Source organism: Peribacillus sp. V2I11 (assembly GCF_030817135.1).
Taxonomy (GTDB): domain Bacteria; phylum Bacillota; class Bacilli; order Bacillales; family DSM-1321; genus Peribacillus; species Peribacillus simplex.
Window position 1 is genome coordinate 1300618 of record NZ_JAUSYW010000001.1, and the last position, 22601, is coordinate 1323218.

Sequence of the window (22601 nt, forward strand, 5' to 3'; positions counted from 1 at the left end):
CAGTCGCCAATACAGTATACCAAAACCGAAGCGGAATTTCCTAGAATTTTGATAATTCATGCTGCTGAAAATTTGCCATCACGAAAAAAACGAAAGACCGAATAAGTCTTTCGTTTAGCTTTCATATATTTAAACTAATGCTTCAATCTTGCTCATGAAATCTTCCATGACTCCCGATAACTTGGACTTAGCTTCCGGCATTGATTTACCTTGGACACCGAAATAGAATTTAATTTTCGGTTCAGTGCCTGAAGGACGGAGGCAAACCCATGTACCATCTTCAAGGAAATACTTCAATACATTTGATTTCGGAAGCTCGATCAATTCTTCACCATTTGAAAGTAATGTACGCTTTTTGCCGCTTTGATAATCTTCTTCAGCGACTACCTGAATGCCAGCTATCCGGACAGGAGGATTTTGACGGAATTGATTCAATATTCCTTGAATCTGTTTCGCTCCCTCAATGCCCTTTAAAGTCAATGAACGCAATCCCTCCAAGTAAAATCCGTACTTTTCAAACACATTCAGCAACCCTTCATATAGTGTCAATCCCTGCTTTTTATAATGAGCACAGACTTCAACAGCCAGCACTGCCGCTTGAATGGCATCCTTATCACGTGCAAAGTCTTTAATCAGATAACCGTAGCTTTCTTCATATCCGAACAAAAAGCTATTTTCCCCGCTTTCATGATACTGATTTATTTTCTCGGCGATGAACTTAAACCCTGTAAGTACATCAACCGTCTTCAAGCCATATGACTCCGCAATCGTCCGCCCGATTTCAGAAGTGACGATGGTTTTTAAGACGACTCCATTTTGAGGAAGCTTCCCTTTTTCTTTTTTCTGGGACAGTAAATAATCCAGGAAAAGTGCACCTGTTTGATTTCCAGTCAGGACAACATATTGACCCATCTCGTTTTTCACGGCAATTCCAAGCCGATCGGCATCCGGGTCCGTTGCTATCAATAAGTCCGCTTCCACTTTGTTTCCAAGCTCGATCGCCATTTCAAACGCTGCTGGTTCCTCTGGATTGGGAGACTTCACTGTTGAAAAATCTGGATCTGGCAGTTCTTGTTCCTTAACGATATGCAAATTTTGATATCCTAAGCTGTGGAGTGCCCGTCTAACTGATTTATTTGCCGTACCATGAAGCGGCGTAAAGACGACTGACACATCTATTTCCTCGGCAAGCTGCGGATTCTCGGGAACTGTGAGCAACTCACGGTTATATGCCGCATCCAATTCCTCCCCAATCATTTCGATTAGGCCCTGTCCTTTAAGGACTTCAGCTTCTTCAATTTGAATTTCAAGCTCACTTTCAATGGCATTCACATAGCTGATCACTTGATCCGCTGCTTCCGGTGGCAATTGTGCTCCATCTGGCCCATAAACCTTGTATCCATTATACTCAGGCGGATTGTGGCTTGCCGTGATGACGATACCAGCAAAAGCATTCAGCTCGCGAACCGCAAATGATAATTCTGGTGTCGGACGCAATTCATCGAATAAATAAGCCTTCACCCCAAATGTTGCCAAGGTTTTAGCTGCTTCGAGTGCAAATTCCGGAGACTTATGTCTCGAATCATAAGCAATCACAGCCCCTCTTCCTTTTACCTCTTCCCCAAACGAAGAGATATATTGAGCTAACCCAACCGTTGCCTTCCTTACAGTATAAAGATTCATCCGGTTCGTTCCCGCTCCGATTTCCCCACGCATTCCGCCTGTTCCAAATTCTAAATTTTTATAAAAAGCATCTTCGAGTTGTGCTTCATCCTGCTGCATTTCCTCAAGGAGGACACGTAATTCCCCATTTAAATTCTGGTACCCTGCCCAAGTGGTATATAAAGATTTCCATTCCATCTCCAACATCTCCTCCCAAACGCCTTATTTGTAATTATTATGTATCTGCCTACATATACAAAATTATCACATTTATTCCAATAAATGAAGTGAAGGCTCGTAATGGAAGGAACCGAATTTTGCGTTCTTCCCATCACGAGCCCCATTTACCTTTTTATTTTTCGCCATCTTTGTAATGCAGATTGTAAATATCATGGCGGCGATCTTTCAATTGCCTTACAGTACCAGACTGACGCTCCCGCCTTAAGATTTCCAAATCAACATCGCCAATCAGGACCATCTCAAGGTTCGGGCTGGTTTCCCCGACTATGCCGTCACGCGCAAATTCAAAATCCGATGGAGCGAATATTCCAGATTGGGCATATTGGATATCCATATTTTCCGTTTGCGGAAGATTCCCGACCGTTCCGGAAATGACGGTATAAATTTGGTTTTCCACAGCACGGGCCTGGGCACAATAACGAACGCGCAGATAGCCTTGCCTGTCTTCTGTACAAAATGGAGTGAATATGATTTTGGCTCCCATGTCGGTAGCAATCCGGGCGAGTTCCGGAAATTCAATATCATAACAAATTTGTATGGCGATTTTTCCACAATCCGTATCAAAAACACGAACGCGGTCACCAGCGTTAATACCCCACCATTTTCTTTCATTCGGTGTGATATGAATTTTATATTGCTTTTCAATCGTCCCATCACGACGGAATAAATAAGCGATATTATAGATATTGTCATCATCTTCTTTTACGAAATGGGAACCGCCGATGATATTGACGTTATACCTTACAGCTAAAGTGGTAAACAACTCAATGTACTGCTCCGTGAAGTCCGACAGTTTCCGTACAGCCAAGCTTGGTGACCTTTCATTCAAGAAAGACATCAGCTGGGTGGTGAACAATTCCGGGAACACGGCGAAATCCGCATTAGCATCCGAAGCAACGTCGGTGAAATACTCGACTTGATTAGCGAAGTCTTCGAATGAATCGATTTTACGCAGCATGTATTGCACGACGCAGATCCGTACCGGTTCGGATGTTTTATAATAACGTTTTGTTTTCGGCTGATAATCGACGTTATTCCACTCCATGAGCGTAGCATACTTATTGGATTGCAGATCATCCGGCAAGTAATTCGGATTGATCCTCATAAGCGTGAACCCATTTAAAAGCTGGAACGATAGAACCGGATCATATATTTTATGCAATTGCACTTCTTTCACATATTCCCTTGGTAACAGTTCATCCGCATGTTTATGGTAATTGGGGATCCTGCCGCCGATAATGATGCTTTTTAAATTCAAATGTGCAACAAGTTCTTTCCTTGAATCATATAGTCTTTGACCAATTTTCATCCTGCGGAATTTTGGATGGACCATGACCTCGATTCCATATAAATTATAACCGTCCGGATTATGATTCGTGATGTACCCACCATCTGTTACATCGTCCCATGTATGGCGATCATCATATTCGTCAAAATTAATAATGAGGCTGGAACATGAGCCAATCACTTTCCCATCATATTCAGCCACGAACTGTCCTTCCGGAAAAATTGCCAGATGGCTCTCAAGCTGATTCCGCTTCCAGGGAACCATTCCTGGAAAGCAACTCGACTGCAAAGCAATTATTTCATCTATGTCTCCTAGCCTCATATTACGTATTTCCATTATTTTCTCATATTTATGCAGGTCCAAATTAGGCATTTTCCTCAGACTCCTTTAATCTCTTCCATAAGAATTATACCCCTTATTCAAAAATTAAAACAGGCGAACCTACCCAAGGTTTTCAAAATTACATGGATAAAATCCATTCTTAATGTCCCTTAAAAAGAATATATATTTTACAGACGCCGTCCATACATACTATACTTTTCATGAGAGCAAAAAGAGATGGGGAAGAGGAACCATGAACAATACAAAACGCAGTCTGGAAAACTTATTATTTGTTGCCTGGGCTGCTTCCATCATTGCTATGTTTGGAAGCTTATATTTTTCTGAAATTAAGCAATATGAACCTTGTGCGCTATGTTGGTATCAGCGGATCATCATGTATCCTTTTACAATCATATTAGGAATTGCAATCATTCGAAAAGATCATTGGATCAGCTTTTATACCATGATATTATCTGCTATCGGTGCATTCATTTCCACATACCATTATTTGATACAAAAGGTTTCATTCTTTTCTGACCACACCCTTGCATGCGGAAGGGTTCCATGTACAGGACAATATATAAACGTATTTGGTTTCATCACCATCCCGTTCCTAGCCTTGACTGCATTCATCATTATTTTCATTTGCAGTTACATCATATGGACAAGATCCAAGGAGGTTGCAGCTTTATGAAGAAAATGGCTATATTTTTATTGATAATCGTCGCGATATTTGTCCTGCTGGGCGTTTTTTCAAACATGAAAAAAGAAGAAAAAACAAAAGGAAATCCATACGGCAAGGATAAACTTAAACCCGCTACGGTCAATCAGTTGGATGACCCCAATTACCAAAACTTGATCCTGCCGGAAGAATTGGAGCAGGACCTCCAGGATAAAAAAGATATGACCGTTTATTTTTATAGTCCTGATTGCCCGCACTGTCAAAAAACAACGCCAATCGTAGCCCCTTTGGCAGAAAAATTGGGAATCGACCTAGTTCAATACAATCTTTTGGAGTTTGAACAAGGATGGAGCGATTATGGCATCAAAAGCACACCGACCATCGTTCACTATAAAAATGGCAAAGAACAAGAACGCATCGTTGGCTATAAAGATGAGGAAACCTTCGAGAAATGGTTCGAGGACCACGATATTAATTAAGGATGGAAAAAATGAGCCGGCCCTAACGGAAATGCTTCTCCCGTTATAGCCGGCTCATTTTTTTTGCCTTATACTAAATATTGATTCGCCACCTGGATGTCCAACATCTGCATATCATCACTCTCTTCATGGTTTATACTTGAAAAATGGTCATAATAAAAAGGAAAGAATATTCCGTATTCATTCAATAGCGTGATGTTATGTTGGAACAATTCTTCAGATTTAGATTCCATCACTATAGAATCTTCTTCCTTCTGTTTGTCTAATATCGACATGAGGACTTGAAGACATGTCATGACTTGAAATGCGTCTCTTAATGTTGCCAAGTAAGTAAAGGAATTTTGATTGGGCTCTAAAACGCCAATCTCGCGGAAGTGAAGGATTTCACTTTCCGTAAAGTATTTTGGAAATACAGATTCGTAGAAACGAGAAACGAGACTCGCTATTTCCTGCTCTTGTTCTTCCGTTGAAGAAAAGACCGTCTTCACTAAAAAAACCACCTTTTTTCAGATCCGTTAGACCTATCTATTATATGTATATTCTAGGACAAGCGATTTCTTTCCCTATAGAATAACATAAAAATTGTAAAAAATATGTGGTAATTTCCACCACCGAAAATCTTAGCAATAGGCCCAAGGTTTCTTACTTATCCGTAATTATTATATATTTTTTACATTTAAGCACAACCAAACGAGTCGAAAGTAGGAGTTAAATTGGAAAATTTCAAAATAACTAACCAACATTTAATAATAGATGTTCTCCAAAATTGGAATGAATTAACATTGGAAAAGCTTTTTAAGGAGCGATGGAAGGCCCCAAAGAAGTTAGTGCATGAATGGAGGATGAGTAAAGAAGTGACAGTGAACGGGAGTTCCGTTACATGGTCAACCATCCTTAACGAAGGAGATACGATCAGCATCCCCTTATTGGATCACGCTGAAAATGAAACAGTTCAAGCGACAGACTTAGGAATTTCCATCTTATATGAAGATGATGTGTTGTTGATAGCCAATAAACCGGCTGGAATGGATACTCACCCTTCTCTACCCGGTGAAGCACACTCCCTCATCAATGGAGTGGTGCACCATCTTCAAAAAACCGGCCAGACCTGTATGATCAAGCATATTCATAGGCTTGATAAAGATACCACCGGTGCGGTCCTTTTTGCAAAAAACCGCCTCAGTGGGTCCATGCTGGATAGAATGTTGGAAGAAAGGGAAATCAAACGGACTTATCTAGCATTAGTCGAAGGAAACATTAAAAAAGATGAAGGCGATATCAAAGAAAAAATTGGCCGTGACCGGCACCATGCCACGAGACGAAGGGTTTCCCCTACAGGGCAGACGGCAGTCACCCATTATCGGGTGATCAATCGCAATTCCAAGAAAAACTTGACGCTCGTCAGCTGCACCCTGGAAAGCGGCCGAACCCACCAGATCAGGGTGCATTTCAGTCATTTGAATCACCCCTTGGCCGGAGATACCTTATATGGCGGAAAAAAGACATTTCATCGTCAAGCCCTGCATGCAAGGAAAATCGAATTCATCCACCCCATTTCAGAATTAAAAATGATCATTGAAGCTCCTTTCATTGATAGACCTGAAATATTCGACGATCACTTATAATACAAAAAGAACACACCGTTTCATTTCGAAACGGTGTTCTTATTTCTTCATTAATATTATTTCGAAATTGTTGCTTATATTTTTTTGCGCAACCAGCGAACGGGCTATGTTAGACGGATAATCCTCCTTTACGGTTGATATATAAGCATGTTGGGACGAAACCCGTTCATTTTGGCACAAAAAAATAGCTGGCCACTTGGGCCAGCTTTATTTTTGTATTATGACGCTTTTCTCATGCCTTTTAAGATAAGGCTTAAGATGAAGACAAATACGATTGCACCAATCAGTGCTGGAATTATAGCGAAATCTGCTACTGAAGGTCCCCAATTCCCAAGAATTAATGAACCTAACCAAGCTCCAACAAAACCAGCGATAATGTTACCGATAATTCCAAATGGTACGTCACGTCCAACGATCATACCTGCTAACCAACCAATGATACCTCCGATAATTAATGACCATAAAAATCCCATAATATATTTCCTCCTTCAAATTAGTTAATTTTTTAATTCCTGCAGCAGACTCCAAGAAAACCAATCACTTCCATTTTGTCCTGTCTGTTTTCAGTTCTTTTAACTTTTACATTCAAATGGTATGATGCCGATTCGCACAATATCTAATGAATGTGAATGTTTTAGTTTTTGGGTAGAGTTAGCTAGCTATAGCCCTTGAGTAACTGATTGGACAATCCTCATGTTAGTGAATTTTTTCTTTTTGTTTGCCGCTGTACTCATTATTTTCCCCGTTTAATTAATCTAAAACCTAATTTTTTTTAAAAATATTTGGAAACGAAAACAGGATTATCAGACATATTAAACGGGTATACCATAGGCTTTACTTTGTCACATAGTTAGTATAAGCAGTAACTGTTTCAATTATGTTCATAAAGGAAAAAGAAAAAAAGTGCCCCATTATCGGGACACCCTCCTATCATTTGCCGTATTCTTTTTAGAACAAAAGTTCATCGGGATTGCTACCGAACCGTTCATTTTTGTTCAAGGCATCTATTTGATTCATTTCATTCAGGCTTAATGTAAAGTCAAATACCTGTGCATTTTCCTCGATACGGGACGGCGTAATCGATTTAGGAATTACAACTAGATCATTTTGCAGATGCCACCTAATCAACACTTGTGCTGAACTTTTCCCATGCTTCTTCGCTATATGATTGATTGTCGGCTCTTCCAATAGGTTCCCTCTGCCTAGCGGGCTCCAAGATTCTACCTTTATTTCATGTTTTGCACAGTAATCACGAATTTCGACTTGAGTCAAAAGTGCATGCAATTCAATTTGATTGACGACCGGTTTCACTTCACTGTTTGCAAGTAAATTTTCCAAATGATGAACATGGAAATTACTTACACCGATTGATTTCACCTTACCTTCCTTATAAAGCTTTTCCAATGCCCTCCAGGTTTCCAGATATTTATCTTTTCCCGGCCAGTGGATCAGGTATAAATCCAGGTATTCCAAACCAAGGCGATTTAAACTATCATCAAATGCCTGGAGCGTCGTTTCGTATCCCTGCTCTGTATTCCACACTTTAGATGTAATGAACAATTCTTCACGGGGCACTCCGCATTCCCGAATCGCCTGACCAACACCTTCTTCATTTTCATAAATGGCCGCCGTGTCAATCGCACGATATCCAACTTCGATCGCTTTCTTGACGGACTCAACCGTTTCATTTCCGTTTTTCACTTTAAATACACCGAAACCCAACTGTGGCATTTCAACTCCATTATGTAAGGTGATCGTTTCCCCAATATTTGAAATCATTCCATTATTCCCCCTTACTTTTATTTACCAATTATACATCCCCCCACCTTCTATTTCTAACCATAAGCCTCGGGATTTATAGAGTCCCTTAAGCGAAAACACATCCTTAAATACCATTTATATATAAAAAGGGAACATTTTATCTTTTTAATCATTCACTAAGTTAAATATTTTGTAAAAAAATGACGAAACATCTATCCTTATAGGTATGAAATTCGTTACAATTGAATAGTTCGACTTAAAACCAAGTAAAAAAGAAGGTGCCATCTTTAAAGAATAATCAAACGCAAAACTCCCATTCTATATATTGAGGAGTTGCAAACCGTCCTGCGCCCATTCATTGGCCACAATCCATATACACTTTACATACTTGAAATCAAGGGAGTCCTCCATGTATGAATAGCATATTCATCTTAACCGCGCTAATTATTATTTTTGCTTTGGTCTTTGACTTTATCAATGGTTTCCATGATACGGCTAACGCCATCGCTACAGCAGTATCAACCAAGGCGCTTAAACCACGTCATGCAATCTTCATGGCTGCGGTCATGAATTTATTAGGAGCACTTACCTTTACCGGTGTAGCTCATACCATTACGAAGGATATCGTTGATCCTTTCACATTGAACAATGGTTCTTATGTAATCCTTGCTGCCCTGCTTTCGGCAATAATATGGAATTTGATCACTTGGTATTTTGGCATTCCAAGCAGTTCCTCCCATGCAATCATTGGTTCAATAGCGGGAGCTGCCATCGTGGCTAGTGGATTCGATGCGATTAAATGGAATGGATTCACTAAAATTGTACAAGCATTGATTCTATCCCCTATCCTTGCCTTTACGCTTGGATTCATTGTATACAGTATCTTCAAGGTAGTATTCAAAAATAATAACTTAGGAAAAACCAATAAGCGATTCAGGAGAATACAAATTCTCACGGCGGCCATCCAGTCTTATACACATGGAACGAATGATGCTCAAAAATCCATGGGTATCATCACGATGGCTTTGATCGCTAACGGATATGCCTCTACCTCTGAAGTTCCTTTCTGGGTACAATTATCCTGCGCAATAGCCATGGCGCTTGGTACATCAATCGGAGGTTGGAAGATCATCAAAACCGTTGGCGGTAAAATCATGAAAATCCGGCCGGTTAATGGTGTGGCTGCCGATATGACTGGAGCGGCCATCATTTTCGGTGCAACCTTCCTGCATATGCCGGTCAGCACGACACATGTCATTTCTTCTTCAATACTTGGGGTCGGTTCTGCACACCGCATCAAAGGGGTAAAATGGGGAACCGCAAAAAACATGTTGATCACTTGGTTCATTACATTGCCAATTTCCGCTTCCTTAGCTGGAACCATTTACTATTTGATTGCTTTATTTTTATAGAACCTTTTGCCTTTCCATATCGGAAAGCCTCAGACTGTAGAAAAACTCGATAATTAATTAAGATTGCCTACATTTTTTTGTGAGGGAGTGTTAATATGAACGTTGATTTCCACTCCTGGCACTCGCTTTCCGAGGGCGTTCCGGGAGCCTCCTCGGCGCTATTAGCCCCTGTGGGGTCTCCCTTGGACGCGTTTTTCCCGCAGGAGTCTCGTACCCTCAGTTCCAATCAACTTTGTTTAAAAATTCAGATGGAACCCCTTTTGTCTACAAACTCTGCCTTTCCATATCGGAAAGGCTTTTTTTTACAAATCCCCCCTTATAAATGCAGGGTTTTTCCCATTTTTTAATTTTCCTTGTTTTTTTATGTAAAGTTTTATTAAGATTTTGTAAATTTTCGTCGAAAAACCTTCCCGGATACTACATGAATTCGTTACAATCAATTTGTTAATACTAAGCGTACGACTAAGGTGCGTAAATTTGCATGACTAATTGGGAGGCTTTAACATGGCTTTTAAATCAAAAAAAGACAAATTCGCAGTAATGCTTTTTAACATCGCTCAAAACCTTAAAGAAGGTGCTGACTATTTCGCGGATTATAAACTCAAAAACATCTCCGATCTAAAAGTATTTTCAGATACGATGAAAGACTATGAGCATAAAGGCGATTCAATGGTTCATAATGTGATTAAAGAGCTGAACAATGCCTTCATCACTCCTATCGAACGGGAGGATATCCTTGAATTAACCATGAGAATGGATGATGTCATAGACGGTTTGGAACACTGTGCGGCATTATTCGAAATGTACTCAATTGTCAATGCAGACGAGTATATGCTTAAGTTTGTGGATGCAATCAAACAGTGTACGTATGAAATTGAAAATGCTGTCGATACACTATCCACTAAAAAATTGCCAATGATTCGTGAAAATGCAATCAAAATTAAAGATCTTGAATCCGTTTGTGACGGAATCCAACGTCAATCAATCAAAAACTTGTTTACAGTTGAAAAAGATCCAATCAGGATCATTCAATATAAAGAAATATACGAAAGCCTTGAAGAGATCGCCGACCACTGTCAAGCAGTGGCCAATACACTTGAAACAATCATAATGAAAAACGCCTAAGGAGTACCCCAATAAATGGATACTTTATTAATTTTAACAATATTAATCGTTTTCTTTGCTTTAGCATTTGACTTCATCAATGGTTTTCATGATACAGCCAATGCAATAGCGACTGCTGTTTCAACAAAGGCCATGAAGCCTAGGCATGCCATCATCATGGCAGCCATCATGAATTTCGTCGGAGCTATGACATTTACTGGAGTAGCGAAAACCATAACGAAGGATATCGTGGATCCGTTCACGCTTCCGAATGGTTCATATGTAATCATGGCTGCTCTGCTTGCCGCTATCATATGGAACCTTCTTACCTGGTATTACGGAATACCAAGCAGTTCCTCCCACGCATTGATTGGTTCGATTGCAGGTGCCGCCATTGCAGCAGCTGGTTTCGCAGGCATTAAATGGGAAGGATTCATGAAAATTCTTCAAGCTTTGATCTTCTCCCCGCTAATTGCTTTTGCAATCGGGTTTATCGTATACAGCATCTTTAAAGTAGTCTTTAAAAACAATAACCTGACAAAAACAAACCAAAAATTCCGTACTATACAAATTGCTACTGCAGCACTTCAATCGTATACCCACGGAACGAACGACGCTCAAAAAGCGATGGGTATCATCACGATGGCCCTTATTGCAAATGGTTATGCATCAAGTACTGATATCCCCTTCTGGGTTCAATTCTCCTGTGCGCTGGCAATGGGACTTGGAACTTCCGTCGGCGGATGGAAAATCATTAAAACCGTTGGCGGCAAAATCATGAAAATCCGTCCGGTCAATGGTGTTGCAGCGGATTTAACCGGGGCCTTTATCATTTTCGGTGCGACTGTAATACACATGCCAGTCAGTACAACCCATGTTATTTCGTCTTCAATCCTAGGTGTTGGATCAGCACATCGCGTCAAGGGCGTAAAATGGGGAACGGCAAAAAGAATGATCATCACTTGGTTCATTACCATTCCCATCTCGGCAACATTAGCAGGTTTGCTCTATCTTTTGATTAACTTCCTATTCTAAAATGAAAAATCAAATCCCTTCCGGTTTCCATCGGTAGGGATTTTCTGTTTTAACAAGGGATTTATCTATGCTTATTAATAGGAAATCGTTTAAACTTCAAGGAGAAGGAATTTTTTTTAGCGAGGGGCAAAATAAAAATGAAGGAATTCGAAAAAAATAGAGATATTTTTAAAGACCTTTATGGAGATATGATGGAGTTTGCCGATAGGATCAGTTCTGTTTTAGGTTGCCCCATTACAATCGAGGACGGTAACCACCGCTTACTTGCTTATAGCACACACGATGATACTACGGATCAGGCTCGTATCATGACCATAATCGGAAGACGTGTCCCTGAAAAGGTCATCAACAGTTTATGGAAAGATGGCTTCATCCCCGCGTTATTGAAAGGAGATGCCCCCATTAAAATCGGGGCCATCAATGATGTCGGTCTCGGTAACAGGGTTGCGGTTTCCATCCGGAAAAATAACGAAGTACTTGGATTCATTTGGGCTTTGGAAGTAAATGAACCGTTCTCCGAAGAAGATATGAAATTTCTGCAATTCGCTGCCAAGGAAGCGAAGAACCAGTTACAGCAATTGCAATTGAAAAAGAAAAGGAAAGAAGCAGGTCATCAAGAGTTCCTTTGGCGCATGTTGACCGGGCACTACCAAGAAGAATCGGAAATAATTGAAAATTACACGAAATTCTCCATCCATGTTCCAGTGGTTTTTTCCATATTGGTATTCGAATTTCCTAAAGAGATCAATCGCGAAGTGGAGCGCTACATTTCATACATGTTAACGACTACCCAAAAGATAAACAGTTCCTTATTTGCCATTGACCATAACAAGCTTATTCTTTTCGCAGGAGCCAACCAGGAAAACAGCCCTACTTTCACTTCATCGGTTTATGAGTTCATTCCTTTTTTCATTTTGGAGATGAAACGGCGTTTCGGTGTTGAACATATCCTTGGAACGGCTGGCAATATGTATAAAAACTTAATGGATGTTAAATCAAGTTACGAAGAAGCTCAATACACCCTAAAAATGAAGAATATTTTCCCAGATGACATGAGACTCATTTTACATTATGAAGAACTTGGCATGTTTCAAATGATTGAAACACTCGCAAGCAACAAACAGCGTCGCGTTCATCCTTCCATCCTTAAGCTAAAAGCATACGACATGAAAAACCAGACGGAAATGCTGCAAACACTCACTGTCTATCTAGAGAAAGACTGCAACCCTAATGAAGCTTCAAAAAATCTTCATATCCATGTGAATACATTGAATTACCGATTAAAAAGGATCACGGAAGTGGGAAATATCCGGTTAAAAGACCCGATTCAAAAAATGTCCCTCTTTCTTAATATTAAACTTAATCAATATGATGAATTTTTCAAGAAAAATTAATGATATATTCCCTGATATGGAATACAAGAAGTGTAGAAAGGTTGATCATATGATATTTGAAACAAAAGAAGAACTTGAAAAAGAATTAACAATCATTGAAAAATGGGAGAAAGATCAGAAAGGACTATGGTTTTGGGAACGGATTGGGCGGATCCCCTTCAAGCTATTGGATAAGTTGACACCGGATTTCATTCAGAAAAAATTAGGTGTCATGCTTGATGAAATCGGCAGCTACATTCAGAATGGCGGAAAATATTTAACGAAAGAAGCTCATATTCTAAGTCAGCTGCAAGCAAAGGTTCCTGAGTTGGATATTACTGCCCTGGAAGATGTTTCAAGCATCCCCCTCCATATCATGGATAGCGTGAGTCAGGATATTAAAAATTCAGGCAGCAAATTGGCAACGGTTCAAGGTGCCACTACAGGGATTGGCGGAATCTTCACCTTGGCCATCGACATCCCCCTTCTTCTCGGCATGTCGATCAAAACCCTTCAGGATATCGCCATCACATATGGCTTTAATCCTAGAGACCGCGAAGAACGTATTTTCATCGTCAAATGTCTGCAATTCACAACATCGGATGTAGTCGGCAAAAAGGCTCTATTAAATGAATTGTCGAAAATGAACCAGACTGATTCCCAATCAAAAAGGGAAATAGCATCCGAACTGCAAGGGTGGCGGGAAGTTGTTTATACATACCGTGATCAGTTTGGCTGGAAAAAGCTTTTGCAAATGGTTCCTGTTGCCGGAATAATATTTGGTGCCCTTACAAATCGTTCCATGATTGCCGATATAGCAGATACGGGAATCATGCTTTATAAAAAAAGAAGGATTTTAGAGCGCATTCAAGATCCTAATGCAAAGAATTGAATTCAGGTTTAAAAGGATCTTTAACCTGGCGAGTCCATGTTTTTTGAAACTGCGTTTGTGGAATTCCACAAATACACCTTTTTCATTTTTCTGATTTCCACATACTAACTGTTTCTTTTTCCAACTATACTTGTGATACAAATAGTAAAACATATTATTGGAGGGATTAAGATGAGAATAGGAATTCCAAAAGAGATTAAAAACAATGAAAACCGTGTAGCTATCACTCCAGCTGGGGTTGTAGCATTAGTCAACGCAGGGCACGAAGTATTAATCGAAATGAACGCAGGGCTAGGAAGCAGTTTTACAAATGAATCATATCAAGAAGCTGGTGCTGTTATAGTCGAGGACGCTGCTAGCGTTTGGTCAAGCACAGAAATGATCATGAAAGTAAAAGAACCTATCTCATCTGAATATAAATATTTCCGAAAAGATTTAATCCTTTTCACATATTTACATCTTGCGGCTGAACCGGCACTAGCTCAGGCCCTAAAAGAAAGCGGTGTCTTGGCCATTGCTTATGAAACGGTTGCAGTAAACCGCACACTTCCTTTATTGACACCAATGAGTGAAGTTGCAGGACGCATGGCTGCACAAATCGGTGCTCAGTTCCTTGAAAAAAATAACGGCGGCAAAGGAATTCTCTTAAGCGGAGTTCCTGGAGTTAAACGTGGTAAAGTCGCTGTTGTCGGCGGAGGTATGGTTGGAACGAATGCTGCTAAAATCGCTATTGGATTAGGCGCAGATGTTACCATTCTTGACTTAAGCCCTGACCGCCTTCGTCAACTTGATGATATTTTCGGGAATGAACTGACTACACTTATCTCCAACCCTTATAATATTGCAGAAGCAGTCAAAGATGCCGATTTAGTAATCGGTGCTGTATTGATTCCAGGTGCTAAAGCACCTAAGCTCGTTACTGAAGAAATGGTTAAATCGATGTCTCCAGGTTCAGTCATTGTCGATGTTGCAATCGACCAAGGCGGTATCTTTGAAACGGTCGACCACATAACAACACATGATAACCCTACTTATGTAAAACATGGAGTAGTGCATTATGCAGTGGCGAATATGCCAGGAGCAGTGCCTCAAACTTCTACAGTTGCTTTAACTAACGTAACAGTACCATTTGCACTTCAAATTGCAAACAAAGGTGCCATCAAAGCGATCCTTGAAAATGATGCACTTGCAAAAGGCGTCAATGTAGCGAACGGTGAAATCACGTTCGAAGCAGTTGCCACAGACCTTGGCTACAACTATGTAAGTGTTGAAAACGCCTTAAACTCAAACAACATTAACGCTTAATAAAAAATAAGACTCCAGACAAGATTGTGTCTGGAGTCTTATTTTTTTGGACGAGAACCTCGTTGAAGCTGTACTTCCTTGGACAATATCTGGATCTAGGCCGGATTATCTCGCACAACGTTCGGATTATCCGGGTATAGGTCGAATCATCTGCTCGGACGGGCGATTTTTCCGATTATAGCTCGAATTAAAGACGAAAGTCATTTTTGATTATATGTTTAAATTACGTGATTTGTAATTGGAACTTGGCCCCATATAATAGGCAAGATATGCCACTACATTTTATATGGGATCAAGTCGTGTTATTACTAATCCAACAAAATGGAATATCCCTCTTAATCTATGAAAATCTTCCCAGGATTCATTATTCCTTTCGGATCCAGTGCCTGTTTGATCGTTTTCATCACTTCGTAAGCTCCTCCATGCTCCCTACGCTGATACTTCAATTTTCCAAGTCCTACCCCATGTTCACCCGTACATGTACCGCCTTTGGTTAGTGCATATTCGACGATTTCTTCATTTAATCTCTTCGCTTCTTTAACTTCTTCAGGATTTTTCAGATCGATCATGAACAATACGTGATAATTCCCGTCACCTACATGTCCTACAATCGCACCCTCCACTTTGGATTGTTCTACTTTCTTCCTTGTATCCAGTATGGCCTTCGATAATTCATGAAGGGGCACACTTACGTCGGTCACCATCAGCTTCTTTCCAGGTGCGCTGTGAATGAATGCGTACGCGAGATTATGGCGCGCTTCCCATAAGGCATTCCGTGCTTTTGAATCGGTTTCAAACTGGATATCCCCACAGCCAAAATCACTTACGATTTCCTTGGCAAATTTGACGTCCTGTTCCAGTCCGGCAAAATTCCCATGAAACTCGAGGAATAAAGTTGGTTGGACATCATAGGATTTGTCCATGAATTGATTAACTTTTTTAATGGACTCGGCATCAACCAATTCAATTCGTGCAATCGGGATTCCAGCAAGCATGATCCCATTAACCGCAGATACTGCCTGTTCGACGGTTGGAAATGAAGCTCTCCCAGCCATTGTGACTTCAGGAATGCCATAGACCTTTAATGTCAGTTCAGTAAATACACCTAGCGTACCTTCGGAACCGACAAACAAGCCATTCAAATGAATGCCTGATGATGATTTTGTCGCTAAACTTCCGGAATGAATCACTTCACCGTTTGCTAAAACCACCTCCAAATCCCTGACTTGATCACGCATTATCCCATATTTGACCGAGGTCGTCCCACTTGCATTCGTTGCTGCCATCCCTCCCAATGTAGCATCGGCACCAGGATCGACGGAAAAGAACAAACCGTATTTTTTTAATTCTTTATTGAGTTGCGTCCTTGTCACTCCTGGTTGGACCTTTACAAGGAAATCATTTTCCCTGATTTCCAATATTTGATTCATCAAGGACAAATCCAGGGAAATTCCCCCTTTGACTGGAACGACATGCCCCTCCAAACTTGATCCTAATCCAAAAGGAATGACCGGTATTCCATGCTCATTCGCATACCGCATTACTGCACTGACTTCCGCAGTATCCCTTGGGTATATGACCACATCCGGTAAATGCGGAGTGTGATAGGATTCATCATGGCTGTGCTGTTCCAATAAAGTTTCATTCACCGTTACTTGTTCTTCCGTCAGTATCTTCCTTAATTCTTCTATATAACCATTCATTATGCAGCCTCCTCTTTTTTTACCAAACATTCTGAAAATATCACACAAAATGAGATTGCCCGCTAATAGGCAATCCATCTTTCTTCACTTACTGAAACCTTTCGTTTTATCCGTGCAGGCCTTCATTGCTTGTAGAATGCTGGATCTTAGCTGATTCTCTTCTAAAGACGCCACAGCAGCTATCGTTGAACCGCCCGGTGTGCAGACATCATCCTTTAAAGCAGCAGGGTGTCTTTCCGTTTCGAGTACCATTTTAGCAGCTCCCAGTACAGCTTGTGCCGCCATTCGGTATGCTTGTTTCCGCGGAATGCCATCACGGACCCCGCCATCAGCCAGCGCCTCGATGAACATGTATACATAAGCAGGCGACGAACCGCTGATGGCCGGTACTGCGTCCATCAAATCTTCATGGAGGATTTCCGTTTTACCGAAACTATTCAGCAGTGCAGTCAAATCCTCTATATCAGCATCGGTAATTTCATCATTTATGCTCATGGCCGTCATGCCTTCACCGACAAGCGAAGGAGTGTTTGGCATCGTCCGGACAACCTTCACTTTTTTTCCGAAGCTGTTCTCAACTCGAGATATAGTGATTCCCGCTGCCATAGTGATGATCACAGCGTCTTCTTTCACATGATTCTTCACTTCTTCAAGCACTTGCTTATGCATGGCAGGTTGGATCCCAAGAAAGAGAAAATCGGCAAAACCGGCAACCTCTTTATTATCCAAAGTGCCTTTAACCTTATATTTCGTGGTGATTTTAGTTTTGGTTTCCACACTTGCAGTACTGACCATGATTCCTTCTGGTGCAATGACCTCTGCAAGCAACATGCCCTCAAGCATTGCCTCACCCATTTTACCGCATCCAATAAACCCGATTTTTTTATTCATATCTTACACTTCCAATCATAAGTTCATCTATATTCCTTCTTATTTATTATATCGGATTTGATAATTGGAAACACGTTGGAGATATTAATCAGGAAGGAATTGGTGGTTTCTGGTCGAATTACTTAAGTGTTATGGATGAATCTTTATCCACCTTCATGCAATTGAAATTTTTAGCAAAAAAACGTTGACTAATTGGTCATTTCAGATTTATAATTTTGACCTTTCAGTCACAAACGAATGTGGAATACAGTTCTAGGAATGGAGAAACCGTATGAAAATGGAAAAAAAAGCGGTCAATACCAAGCTTGTCTTAACAGGTTTGATCATAGGAATGTTTTTCAGTTCATTGGAACAGACGATCGTCGGTACGGCCATGCCGACAATCATCGGGGAATTGAATGGTTTTACCATCTTTGCATGGGTGACGACTGCCTATTTAATAGTCTCAACAACTGTTGTGCCCATTGTTGGAAAGCTATCTGATTTATATGGCAGGCGTTCCCTTTATCTGCTTGGTACGATCATTTTTACGATCGGTTCGTTTTTATGTGCCACAGCCACTTCGATGGAGCAATTGATCATCTACAGGGGGCTGCAGGGAATCGGCGGCGGAATGATCATGCCTTTATCCCAAACGATAATCGGCGATATATTCTCTGCTGAACAAAGAGCCAAATGGCAGGGTGTATTTGGAGCCCTTTTTGGTTTAAGTTCCGTCATTGGCCCTTTTCTGGGCGGCCTGATCGTTGACCATATCAGCTGGCATTGGATCTTTCTGATCAATGTACCGACGGGCTTACTATCTGCCATTTTGATTTATGTAGGATTGAAACATGAAGCCATAAGGAAAGCAGAGAAAGTGAATATCGATTATCTAGGGATTTTCACCTTGATTCCTGGTATTGTCCTGTTACTTCTCGGCTTGACCTTCGGTGGTGATAAGTTCGAATGGTTATCACTAGAATCTCTCTTGATTTTCGGCAGCACTCTTGTCTTCATTGCCCTCTTCATCATTTTTGAAAGAAGAGCAGTCGAACCGATCCTTGATTTTAAAAATAGGGTTTTTTCCACCACGAATATTTTGGGATTCCTGCTTGGCCTTGGCATGTTCGGGGCAATCATGTTCGTCCCGCTGTTCATGCAAGGCGTACTGGGAGTTTCACCAACAAAAGCGGGGTCGACCATGACTCCGATGATGATCGGTATGATTCTTTCCAGCATCATTGGCGGGCGGTTACTATTGAAATTCCGTTTTCGTACCGTGCTCACCTTTGGAATGGCGTTTGCGACGCTCGGCTTTTTCCTAATGAGTACGATGGACGGCAGTACGACTATATTCACTGCGTACTCATTCATGGCCATCCTTGGAATAGGTATGGGTCTTGTCATGCCGACATTGATGATTGCCGTTCAAAACGAATTTCCAAAATCACAGCTAGGGTCGGTTACAGCGGCTTCGACATTCTTCCGATCAATAGGAGGAACGATGGGCATCACGATTTTGAACGCTGTCATGAATCATAATCTCCAGCAAAATATGGATGATGCGGTCGTAAGCCAAAAGGACCCTATATTGCATGAGGCACTGAAAGCATTAGCCGATAAAACGGATGCGTTATTCAACATCATGCTATATCCTGAGAACCTTAAAATGCCCGCAGAAGTCAGCAATGTCCTTGTAAAAACGATTGAAAATGCTTGGATCGAGGCATTCTCCAGTGTTTTCATCACCGGTATCTTTTTTGTTTCCGCGGGGATATTAGTGGCACTTTCCGTGGGTTCGGGCCGAATCAAAAGAGATCAAGAAACGGAAAAAGTATTAGGCTAAAAATATGCTCGGGACCGGCTGATATTATCAGCCGGCCTTTTAATGCTTCGAATCCTATGTTTCTTTTTCATTGATAAGGGAATTTTACCTGTATGAGACTAAATGGGGTGATACTATAAACAAGAAAAACCATTCAATTTTGCCTGTTGATTTTTATCAGCAGCCCACGCTTGAACTGGCAAAATCCCTTCTTGGCTGCCTGATTGTAAAAGAAACAGCGGAAGGAACCTCTTCTGGATTCATTGTTGAAACAGAGGCATATATTGGACCTGGGGACAGGGCCGCACATAGTTTTGGAAATAGAAGGACAAAACGGACGGAAGTGATGTTCGGAAATTCCGGTTTGATATATACATACGTCATGCACACACATACACTGGTCAATGTCGTAAGCGGCGGGCCTGAAAATCCGGAGGCCATTTTAATCCGGGCGGTTGAACCCTATTCCGGGCTTGAGTTAATGCATGAAAGACGCGGAATTGCCGATATTCGTAAATGGACCGATGGACCTGGGAAGTTAACAAAGGCACTAGGCATCACCATGGATGATTATGGTCACTCTTTTACGGATCCCCCGCTATATCTAGCTGCCGGAAAACAGCCTGAACACATATCCAGCGGCCCCCGCGTCGGAATTGACAACTCAGGGGTAGCAAAAGATTACCCTTGGCGTTTCTGGGTTACCGACAATCCGTTTATATCCCGTAAGAACCTAATTAATAAAGGGGTACCGAAAAAATCCCAGTGATGTTATCCCCCTAAGTGAACGGTGTAACTATGGTAGTTATACAAACACTTAGAGGGGATTTTACTATTTCCGTAAGAATAGTTAAATACAAGGGAATCGAAATTTAAAAAGGGAATTATACCAGTATAGAGTGTTTTGGAGTTCTATCCTAGTCGGCCTGAATAATGGGGTAATGAAAAAACAATGACTTCGCATCCCGAAATCCATATCAAAAAGTCGTGAATGAACGTTTTATGAATATAGCTAATGACAGCCATAAACTCAAAAGGAACAAGGCGTTAGTTGAAGTAATTCTTACCCTTCTTAGTGACAACTAATAACCTTTCACTATTCCGTCCCCCTTTTCAACTGCCAAACTAATCCTTACATTATTCAACATCCCTCAATATTCTACAATCCCATTCCTATTATTTTCCTCCCTTTTCAACTTCCAGCCTATTACACCAGTAATAATAAATTGACTTCCTTCCATTACAAACCTACTATAGTAAAGTCAGCAATATGGAAGGTGGTTTATGATGAACGTTCAGGCCCTTTTGCAAATGAATACGATTTTTATTAGTATCCTTATTGAATCCCTTCCCTTCATTCTACTGGGAGTCCTTATATCTGGAATCATCCAAATGTTTGTATCAGAAGAGATGATTGCAAAGATTATACCGAAAAATCCGATCTTATCAGTTCTATCCGCAATAGGTGCAGGGGTCTCTTTTCTTGCGTGCGAGTGCGGGATCGTCCCGATTACCCGCCGTTTGATTGCTAAAGGGGTTCCTCTATCAGCGGCCATTGCCTTTATGCTTTCTGCACCCATTCTCAATCCGATCGTCCTGTTTTCCACCTATATTGCGTTTGGTAATAGCTGGAGCATGGTTTTCTATCGTGGCGGAATTGCATTCGTGGTCGTCCTGATCATTGCATGCATCCTGTCTTTTCAATTTAAGACAAATCAGCTTAAACAGGAACATATCGAACATATACATCACCATAAACTTACATTTAAAGACAAAATAACGGGGATGTTTAAACACTCGATCGAAGAGTTCTTTTCTGTTGGAAAATACTTAATCATTGGTGCACTGCTGGCAGCTGCCATTCAAACCTTTTTGAAAACATCCCTATTGCTTGAAATAGGTCAAGGAAAACTATCCGGGAATGCAGTCATGATGGCTTTGTCCTATGTCATGTCCTTGTGTTCCCAAGCGGACGCCTTTGTTGCAAGTTCTTTTAGAAGTACCTTCTCGCCCTCTTCACTAGTTGCTTTTCTTGTATTTGGGGCCATGTTTGATATTAAAAATACGATCATGCTTTTAGGTACCTTCAAAACAAAATTCGTTTTATGTTTGATGGCCTATATATTTATTTCCGTCTTAGGCCTAACTTTATTGTTTATTTCTTAAAGAGGGTGTTTTATATGGGAAGATTATTCATATTACTTGGACTTACTTTTTTATTCATGCATTTACACGCCTCAGGGAATATATCGAAATACATTAATATGGAATATTCATATGTTTCACAGATTGCCATCTATATACTGGCAATATTCACGTTAATGGGATCTTACTTATATTTTAAGGAAGATAATCAGGAAGAATGTGTTGATTGTCAGTGCGGACATGATCACTCCCAGGAAAATAAGAAATGGAAAAGGAACCTTACTTACTTCCTATACTTCATTCCCATTTTAACCGGTCTCTTTTTGCCTGTTGCCACTATGGACTCCAATATCGTAGAAAAAAAAGGATTTCATTTCCCAGTATATGAAGACTCGGATGAATATAGCCAACATCAATTTCTGCAGCCGGATACGAGTCTTTATTATGGCAAGGATGACTATTTAACTTTAATGGATAACTCTCTTAAAGGCTTGGTTGATCGTGATAGTCTTCAATTAACCGATAAAAACTATCTAAACGATTTAGAAGCCATCTATTACTCTCCTGGAAAGTTCACTGGCAAGCAAATAACGTTAACCGGATTTTCGTACAATTCAGATGAGCTAGCCAAAAACCAGGTATTCCTGTTGTCGTTTTGGGGTCATTCACTGTGTAGCAGACTCTGGGGTATTCGGTATGCTAATCGAATTTCCTGAAGGAATGCATCCTAAAAATGATGAGTGGTATTCCGTGACAGGTGAATTGGAATCGATTTATTATCAGCCATTCAAGAAAACCATTCCCCTGCTCAAAGTATCATCACATAGTAAAATCGCTAAACCAGATGATCCCTACGTTTATAGACAATATTAAAAA

The 22601-nt window shown here is 40.7% G+C and carries 21 protein-coding genes; 14 read left to right on the forward strand and 7 right to left on the reverse strand.

Features of this window, described 5'->3' with window-relative positions; all coding sequences use genetic code 11:
* Nucleotides 1-129 precede the first annotated feature (129 nt).
* Nucleotides 130-1860 (reverse strand): phospho-sugar mutase, encoded by a 1731-nt coding sequence (locus tag QFZ73_RS06325; RefSeq protein ID WP_307264299.1) that lies wholly within the window; start codon nucleotides 1858-1860, stop codon nucleotides 130-132.
* Nucleotides 1861-2014: 154 nt separating this feature from the next.
* Nucleotides 2015-3562: a carbon-nitrogen hydrolase family protein gene (locus QFZ73_RS06330; RefSeq protein WP_307264302.1), complete on the reverse strand. Its 1548-nt coding sequence runs from the start codon at nucleotides 3560-3562 to the stop codon at nucleotides 2015-2017.
* Between the two features lie 202 nt (nucleotides 3563-3764).
* Here QFZ73_RS06330 and QFZ73_RS06335 point away from each other — a divergent pair, with 202 nt between their 5' ends.
* Nucleotides 3765-4205 (forward strand): disulfide oxidoreductase, encoded by a 441-nt coding sequence (locus QFZ73_RS06335; protein WP_307264305.1) that lies wholly within the window; start codon nucleotides 3765-3767, stop codon nucleotides 4203-4205.
* Complete coding sequence (locus QFZ73_RS06340; RefSeq protein WP_307264308.1) at nucleotides 4202-4672, forward strand: thioredoxin family protein; 471 nt, start codon at nucleotides 4202-4204, stop codon at nucleotides 4670-4672. The genes QFZ73_RS06335 and QFZ73_RS06340 overlap by 4 nt, the downstream gene beginning before the upstream one ends.
* A 68-nt stretch (nucleotides 4673-4740) precedes the next feature.
* On the opposite strand, the gene QFZ73_RS06345 is transcribed toward QFZ73_RS06340, so the two are convergent.
* A complete protein-coding gene (locus QFZ73_RS06345; RefSeq protein ID WP_251435415.1) occupies nucleotides 4741-5160 on the reverse strand; it encodes a DUF5365 family protein in 420 nt (139 codons plus the stop codon).
* 225 nt (nucleotides 5161-5385) lie between these two features.
* On the opposite strand from QFZ73_RS06345, the gene QFZ73_RS06350 reads away from it, so the two are divergent.
* Nucleotides 5386-6297, forward strand: coding sequence for an RluA family pseudouridine synthase (locus QFZ73_RS06350; protein WP_307264312.1), 912 nt, complete (start codon nucleotides 5386-5388; stop codon nucleotides 6295-6297).
* A gap of 218 nt (nucleotides 6298-6515) precedes the next feature.
* Here the strand turns inward: QFZ73_RS06350 and QFZ73_RS06355 are convergent, their stop codons facing one another.
* Together QFZ73_RS06355 and QFZ73_RS06360 are read right to left on the reverse strand one after the other, a co-directional pair.
* The gene (locus tag QFZ73_RS06355; protein ID WP_170946860.1) at nucleotides 6516-6770 is read right to left on the reverse strand and encodes a GlsB/YeaQ/YmgE family stress response membrane protein; all 255 of its coding nucleotides are present in this window, start codon (nucleotides 6768-6770) and stop codon (nucleotides 6516-6518) included.
* Between the two features lie 475 nt (nucleotides 6771-7245).
* Nucleotides 7246-8076: an aldo/keto reductase gene (locus QFZ73_RS06360; protein WP_307264316.1), complete on the reverse strand. Its 831-nt coding sequence runs from the start codon at nucleotides 8074-8076 to the stop codon at nucleotides 7246-7248.
* Between the two features lie 395 nt (nucleotides 8077-8471).
* Here QFZ73_RS06360 and QFZ73_RS06365 point away from each other — a divergent pair, with 395 nt between their 5' ends.
* The 6 genes from QFZ73_RS06365 (at nucleotide 8472) to ald (ending at nucleotide 15179) form a co-directional block, all read left to right on the forward strand.
* On the forward strand, nucleotides 8472-9470 hold the full coding sequence (locus QFZ73_RS06365) for an inorganic phosphate transporter (protein ID WP_251435407.1): 999 nt from the start codon (nucleotides 8472-8474) through the stop codon (nucleotides 9468-9470).
* A 504-nt stretch (nucleotides 9471-9974) separates the two neighbouring features.
* Nucleotides 9975-10595, forward strand: coding sequence for a DUF47 domain-containing protein (locus tag QFZ73_RS06370; protein WP_063235631.1), 621 nt, complete (start codon nucleotides 9975-9977; stop codon nucleotides 10593-10595).
* Nucleotides 10596-10610: 15 nt separating this feature from the next.
* On the forward strand, nucleotides 10611-11609 hold the full coding sequence (locus tag QFZ73_RS06375) for an inorganic phosphate transporter (RefSeq protein WP_141993004.1): 999 nt from the start codon (nucleotides 10611-10613) through the stop codon (nucleotides 11607-11609).
* Nucleotides 11610-11746: 137 nt separating this feature from the next.
* Nucleotides 11747-13003 (forward strand): PucR family transcriptional regulator, encoded by a 1257-nt coding sequence (locus QFZ73_RS06380; protein ID WP_307264323.1) that lies wholly within the window; start codon nucleotides 11747-11749, stop codon nucleotides 13001-13003.
* Nucleotides 13004-13052: 49 nt separating this feature from the next.
* Nucleotides 13053-13874: an EcsC family protein gene (locus QFZ73_RS06385; protein WP_307264326.1), complete on the forward strand. Its 822-nt coding sequence runs from the start codon at nucleotides 13053-13055 to the stop codon at nucleotides 13872-13874.
* Between the two features lie 171 nt (nucleotides 13875-14045).
* Entirely contained in the window at nucleotides 14046-15179 is a 1134-nt protein-coding gene (ald, locus tag QFZ73_RS06390) for an alanine dehydrogenase (protein WP_076367639.1), read from the forward strand.
* A 335-nt stretch (nucleotides 15180-15514) separates the two neighbouring features.
* Here the strand turns inward: ald and QFZ73_RS06395 are convergent, their stop codons facing one another.
* Both QFZ73_RS06395 and proC read right to left on the reverse strand, forming a co-directional pair.
* Entirely contained in the window at nucleotides 15515-16882 is a 1368-nt protein-coding gene (locus QFZ73_RS06395) for an FAD-binding oxidoreductase (RefSeq protein WP_307264330.1), read from the reverse strand.
* Nucleotides 16883-16966: 84 nt separating this feature from the next.
* Nucleotides 16967-17773, reverse strand: coding sequence for a pyrroline-5-carboxylate reductase (proC, locus tag QFZ73_RS06400; protein WP_251435395.1), 807 nt, complete (start codon nucleotides 17771-17773; stop codon nucleotides 16967-16969).
* A 271-nt stretch (nucleotides 17774-18044) separates the two neighbouring features.
* Here proC and QFZ73_RS06405 point away from each other — a divergent pair, with 271 nt between their 5' ends.
* The 5 genes from QFZ73_RS06405 to QFZ73_RS06425 all read left to right on the forward strand — a co-directional run bounded on the left by QFZ73_RS06405 (nucleotide 18045) and on the right by QFZ73_RS06425 (nucleotide 22598).
* Nucleotides 18045-19601 (forward strand): MDR family MFS transporter, encoded by a 1557-nt coding sequence (locus tag QFZ73_RS06405; protein ID WP_307264335.1) that lies wholly within the window; start codon nucleotides 18045-18047, stop codon nucleotides 19599-19601.
* A 115-nt stretch (nucleotides 19602-19716) separates the two neighbouring features.
* Nucleotides 19717-20349: a DNA-3-methyladenine glycosylase gene (locus tag QFZ73_RS06410; protein ID WP_251435391.1), complete on the forward strand. Its 633-nt coding sequence runs from the start codon at nucleotides 19717-19719 to the stop codon at nucleotides 20347-20349.
* A 515-nt stretch (nucleotides 20350-20864) separates the two neighbouring features.
* Nucleotides 20865-21746, forward strand: coding sequence for a permease (locus QFZ73_RS06415; protein WP_373458912.1), 882 nt, complete (start codon nucleotides 20865-20867; stop codon nucleotides 21744-21746).
* 14 nt (nucleotides 21747-21760) lie between these two features.
* Entirely contained in the window at nucleotides 21761-22441 is a 681-nt protein-coding gene (locus tag QFZ73_RS06420) for a TIGR03943 family putative permease subunit (RefSeq protein WP_307264337.1), read from the forward strand.
* Nucleotides 22422-22598 (forward strand): TIGR03943 family putative permease subunit, encoded by a 177-nt coding sequence (locus QFZ73_RS06425; RefSeq protein ID WP_307264340.1) that lies wholly within the window; start codon nucleotides 22422-22424, stop codon nucleotides 22596-22598. The genes QFZ73_RS06420 and QFZ73_RS06425 overlap by 20 nt, the downstream gene beginning before the upstream one ends.
* Nucleotides 22599-22601 lie beyond the last annotated feature (3 nt).

What these genes read in the sequence shown, in the direction of transcription:
- QFZ73_RS06325 (WP_307264299.1), bottom strand. Translation starts at nt 1,860, where the DNA reads ATGGAATGGAAATCTTTATATACCACTTGGGCAGGGTACCAGAATTTA.
- QFZ73_RS06330 (WP_307264302.1), bottom strand. Translation starts at nt 3,562, where the DNA reads ATGCCTAATTTGGACCTGCATAAATATGAGAAAATAATGGAAATACGT.
- QFZ73_RS06335 (WP_307264305.1), top strand. Translation starts at nt 3,765, where the DNA reads ATGAACAATACAAAACGCAGTCTGGAAAACTTATTATTTGTTGCCTGG.
- QFZ73_RS06340 (WP_307264308.1), top strand. Translation starts at nt 4,202, where the DNA reads ATGAAGAAAATGGCTATATTTTTATTGATAATCGTCGCGATATTTGTC.
- QFZ73_RS06355 (WP_170946860.1), bottom strand. Translation starts at nt 6,770, where the DNA reads ATGGGATTTTTATGGTCATTAATTATCGGAGGTATCATTGGTTGGTTA.
- QFZ73_RS06360 (WP_307264316.1), bottom strand. Translation starts at nt 8,076, where the DNA reads ATGATTTCAAATATTGGGGAAACGATCACCTTACATAATGGAGTTGAA.
- QFZ73_RS06365 (WP_251435407.1), top strand. Translation starts at nt 8,472, where the DNA reads ATGAATAGCATATTCATCTTAACCGCGCTAATTATTATTTTTGCTTTG.
- QFZ73_RS06370 (WP_063235631.1), top strand. Translation starts at nt 9,975, where the DNA reads ATGGCTTTTAAATCAAAAAAAGACAAATTCGCAGTAATGCTTTTTAAC.
- QFZ73_RS06375 (WP_141993004.1), top strand. Translation starts at nt 10,611, where the DNA reads ATGGATACTTTATTAATTTTAACAATATTAATCGTTTTCTTTGCTTTA.
- QFZ73_RS06380 (WP_307264323.1), top strand. Translation starts at nt 11,747, where the DNA reads ATGAAGGAATTCGAAAAAAATAGAGATATTTTTAAAGACCTTTATGGA.
- QFZ73_RS06385 (WP_307264326.1), top strand. Translation starts at nt 13,053, where the DNA reads ATGATATTTGAAACAAAAGAAGAACTTGAAAAAGAATTAACAATCATT.
- ald (WP_076367639.1), top strand. Translation starts at nt 14,046, where the DNA reads ATGAGAATAGGAATTCCAAAAGAGATTAAAAACAATGAAAACCGTGTA.
- QFZ73_RS06395 (WP_307264330.1), bottom strand. Translation starts at nt 16,882, where the DNA reads ATGAATGGTTATATAGAAGAATTAAGGAAGATACTGACGGAAGAACAA.
- proC (WP_251435395.1), bottom strand. Translation starts at nt 17,773, where the DNA reads ATGAATAAAAAAATCGGGTTTATTGGATGCGGTAAAATGGGTGAGGCA.
- QFZ73_RS06405 (WP_307264335.1), top strand. Translation starts at nt 18,045, where the DNA reads ATGAAAATGGAAAAAAAAGCGGTCAATACCAAGCTTGTCTTAACAGGT.
- QFZ73_RS06415 (WP_373458912.1), top strand. Translation starts at nt 20,865, where the DNA reads ATGATGAACGTTCAGGCCCTTTTGCAAATGAATACGATTTTTATTAGT.
- QFZ73_RS06420 (WP_307264337.1), top strand. Translation starts at nt 21,761, where the DNA reads ATGGGAAGATTATTCATATTACTTGGACTTACTTTTTTATTCATGCAT.
- QFZ73_RS06425 (WP_307264340.1), top strand. Translation starts at nt 22,422, where the DNA reads ATGCTAATCGAATTTCCTGAAGGAATGCATCCTAAAAATGATGAGTGG.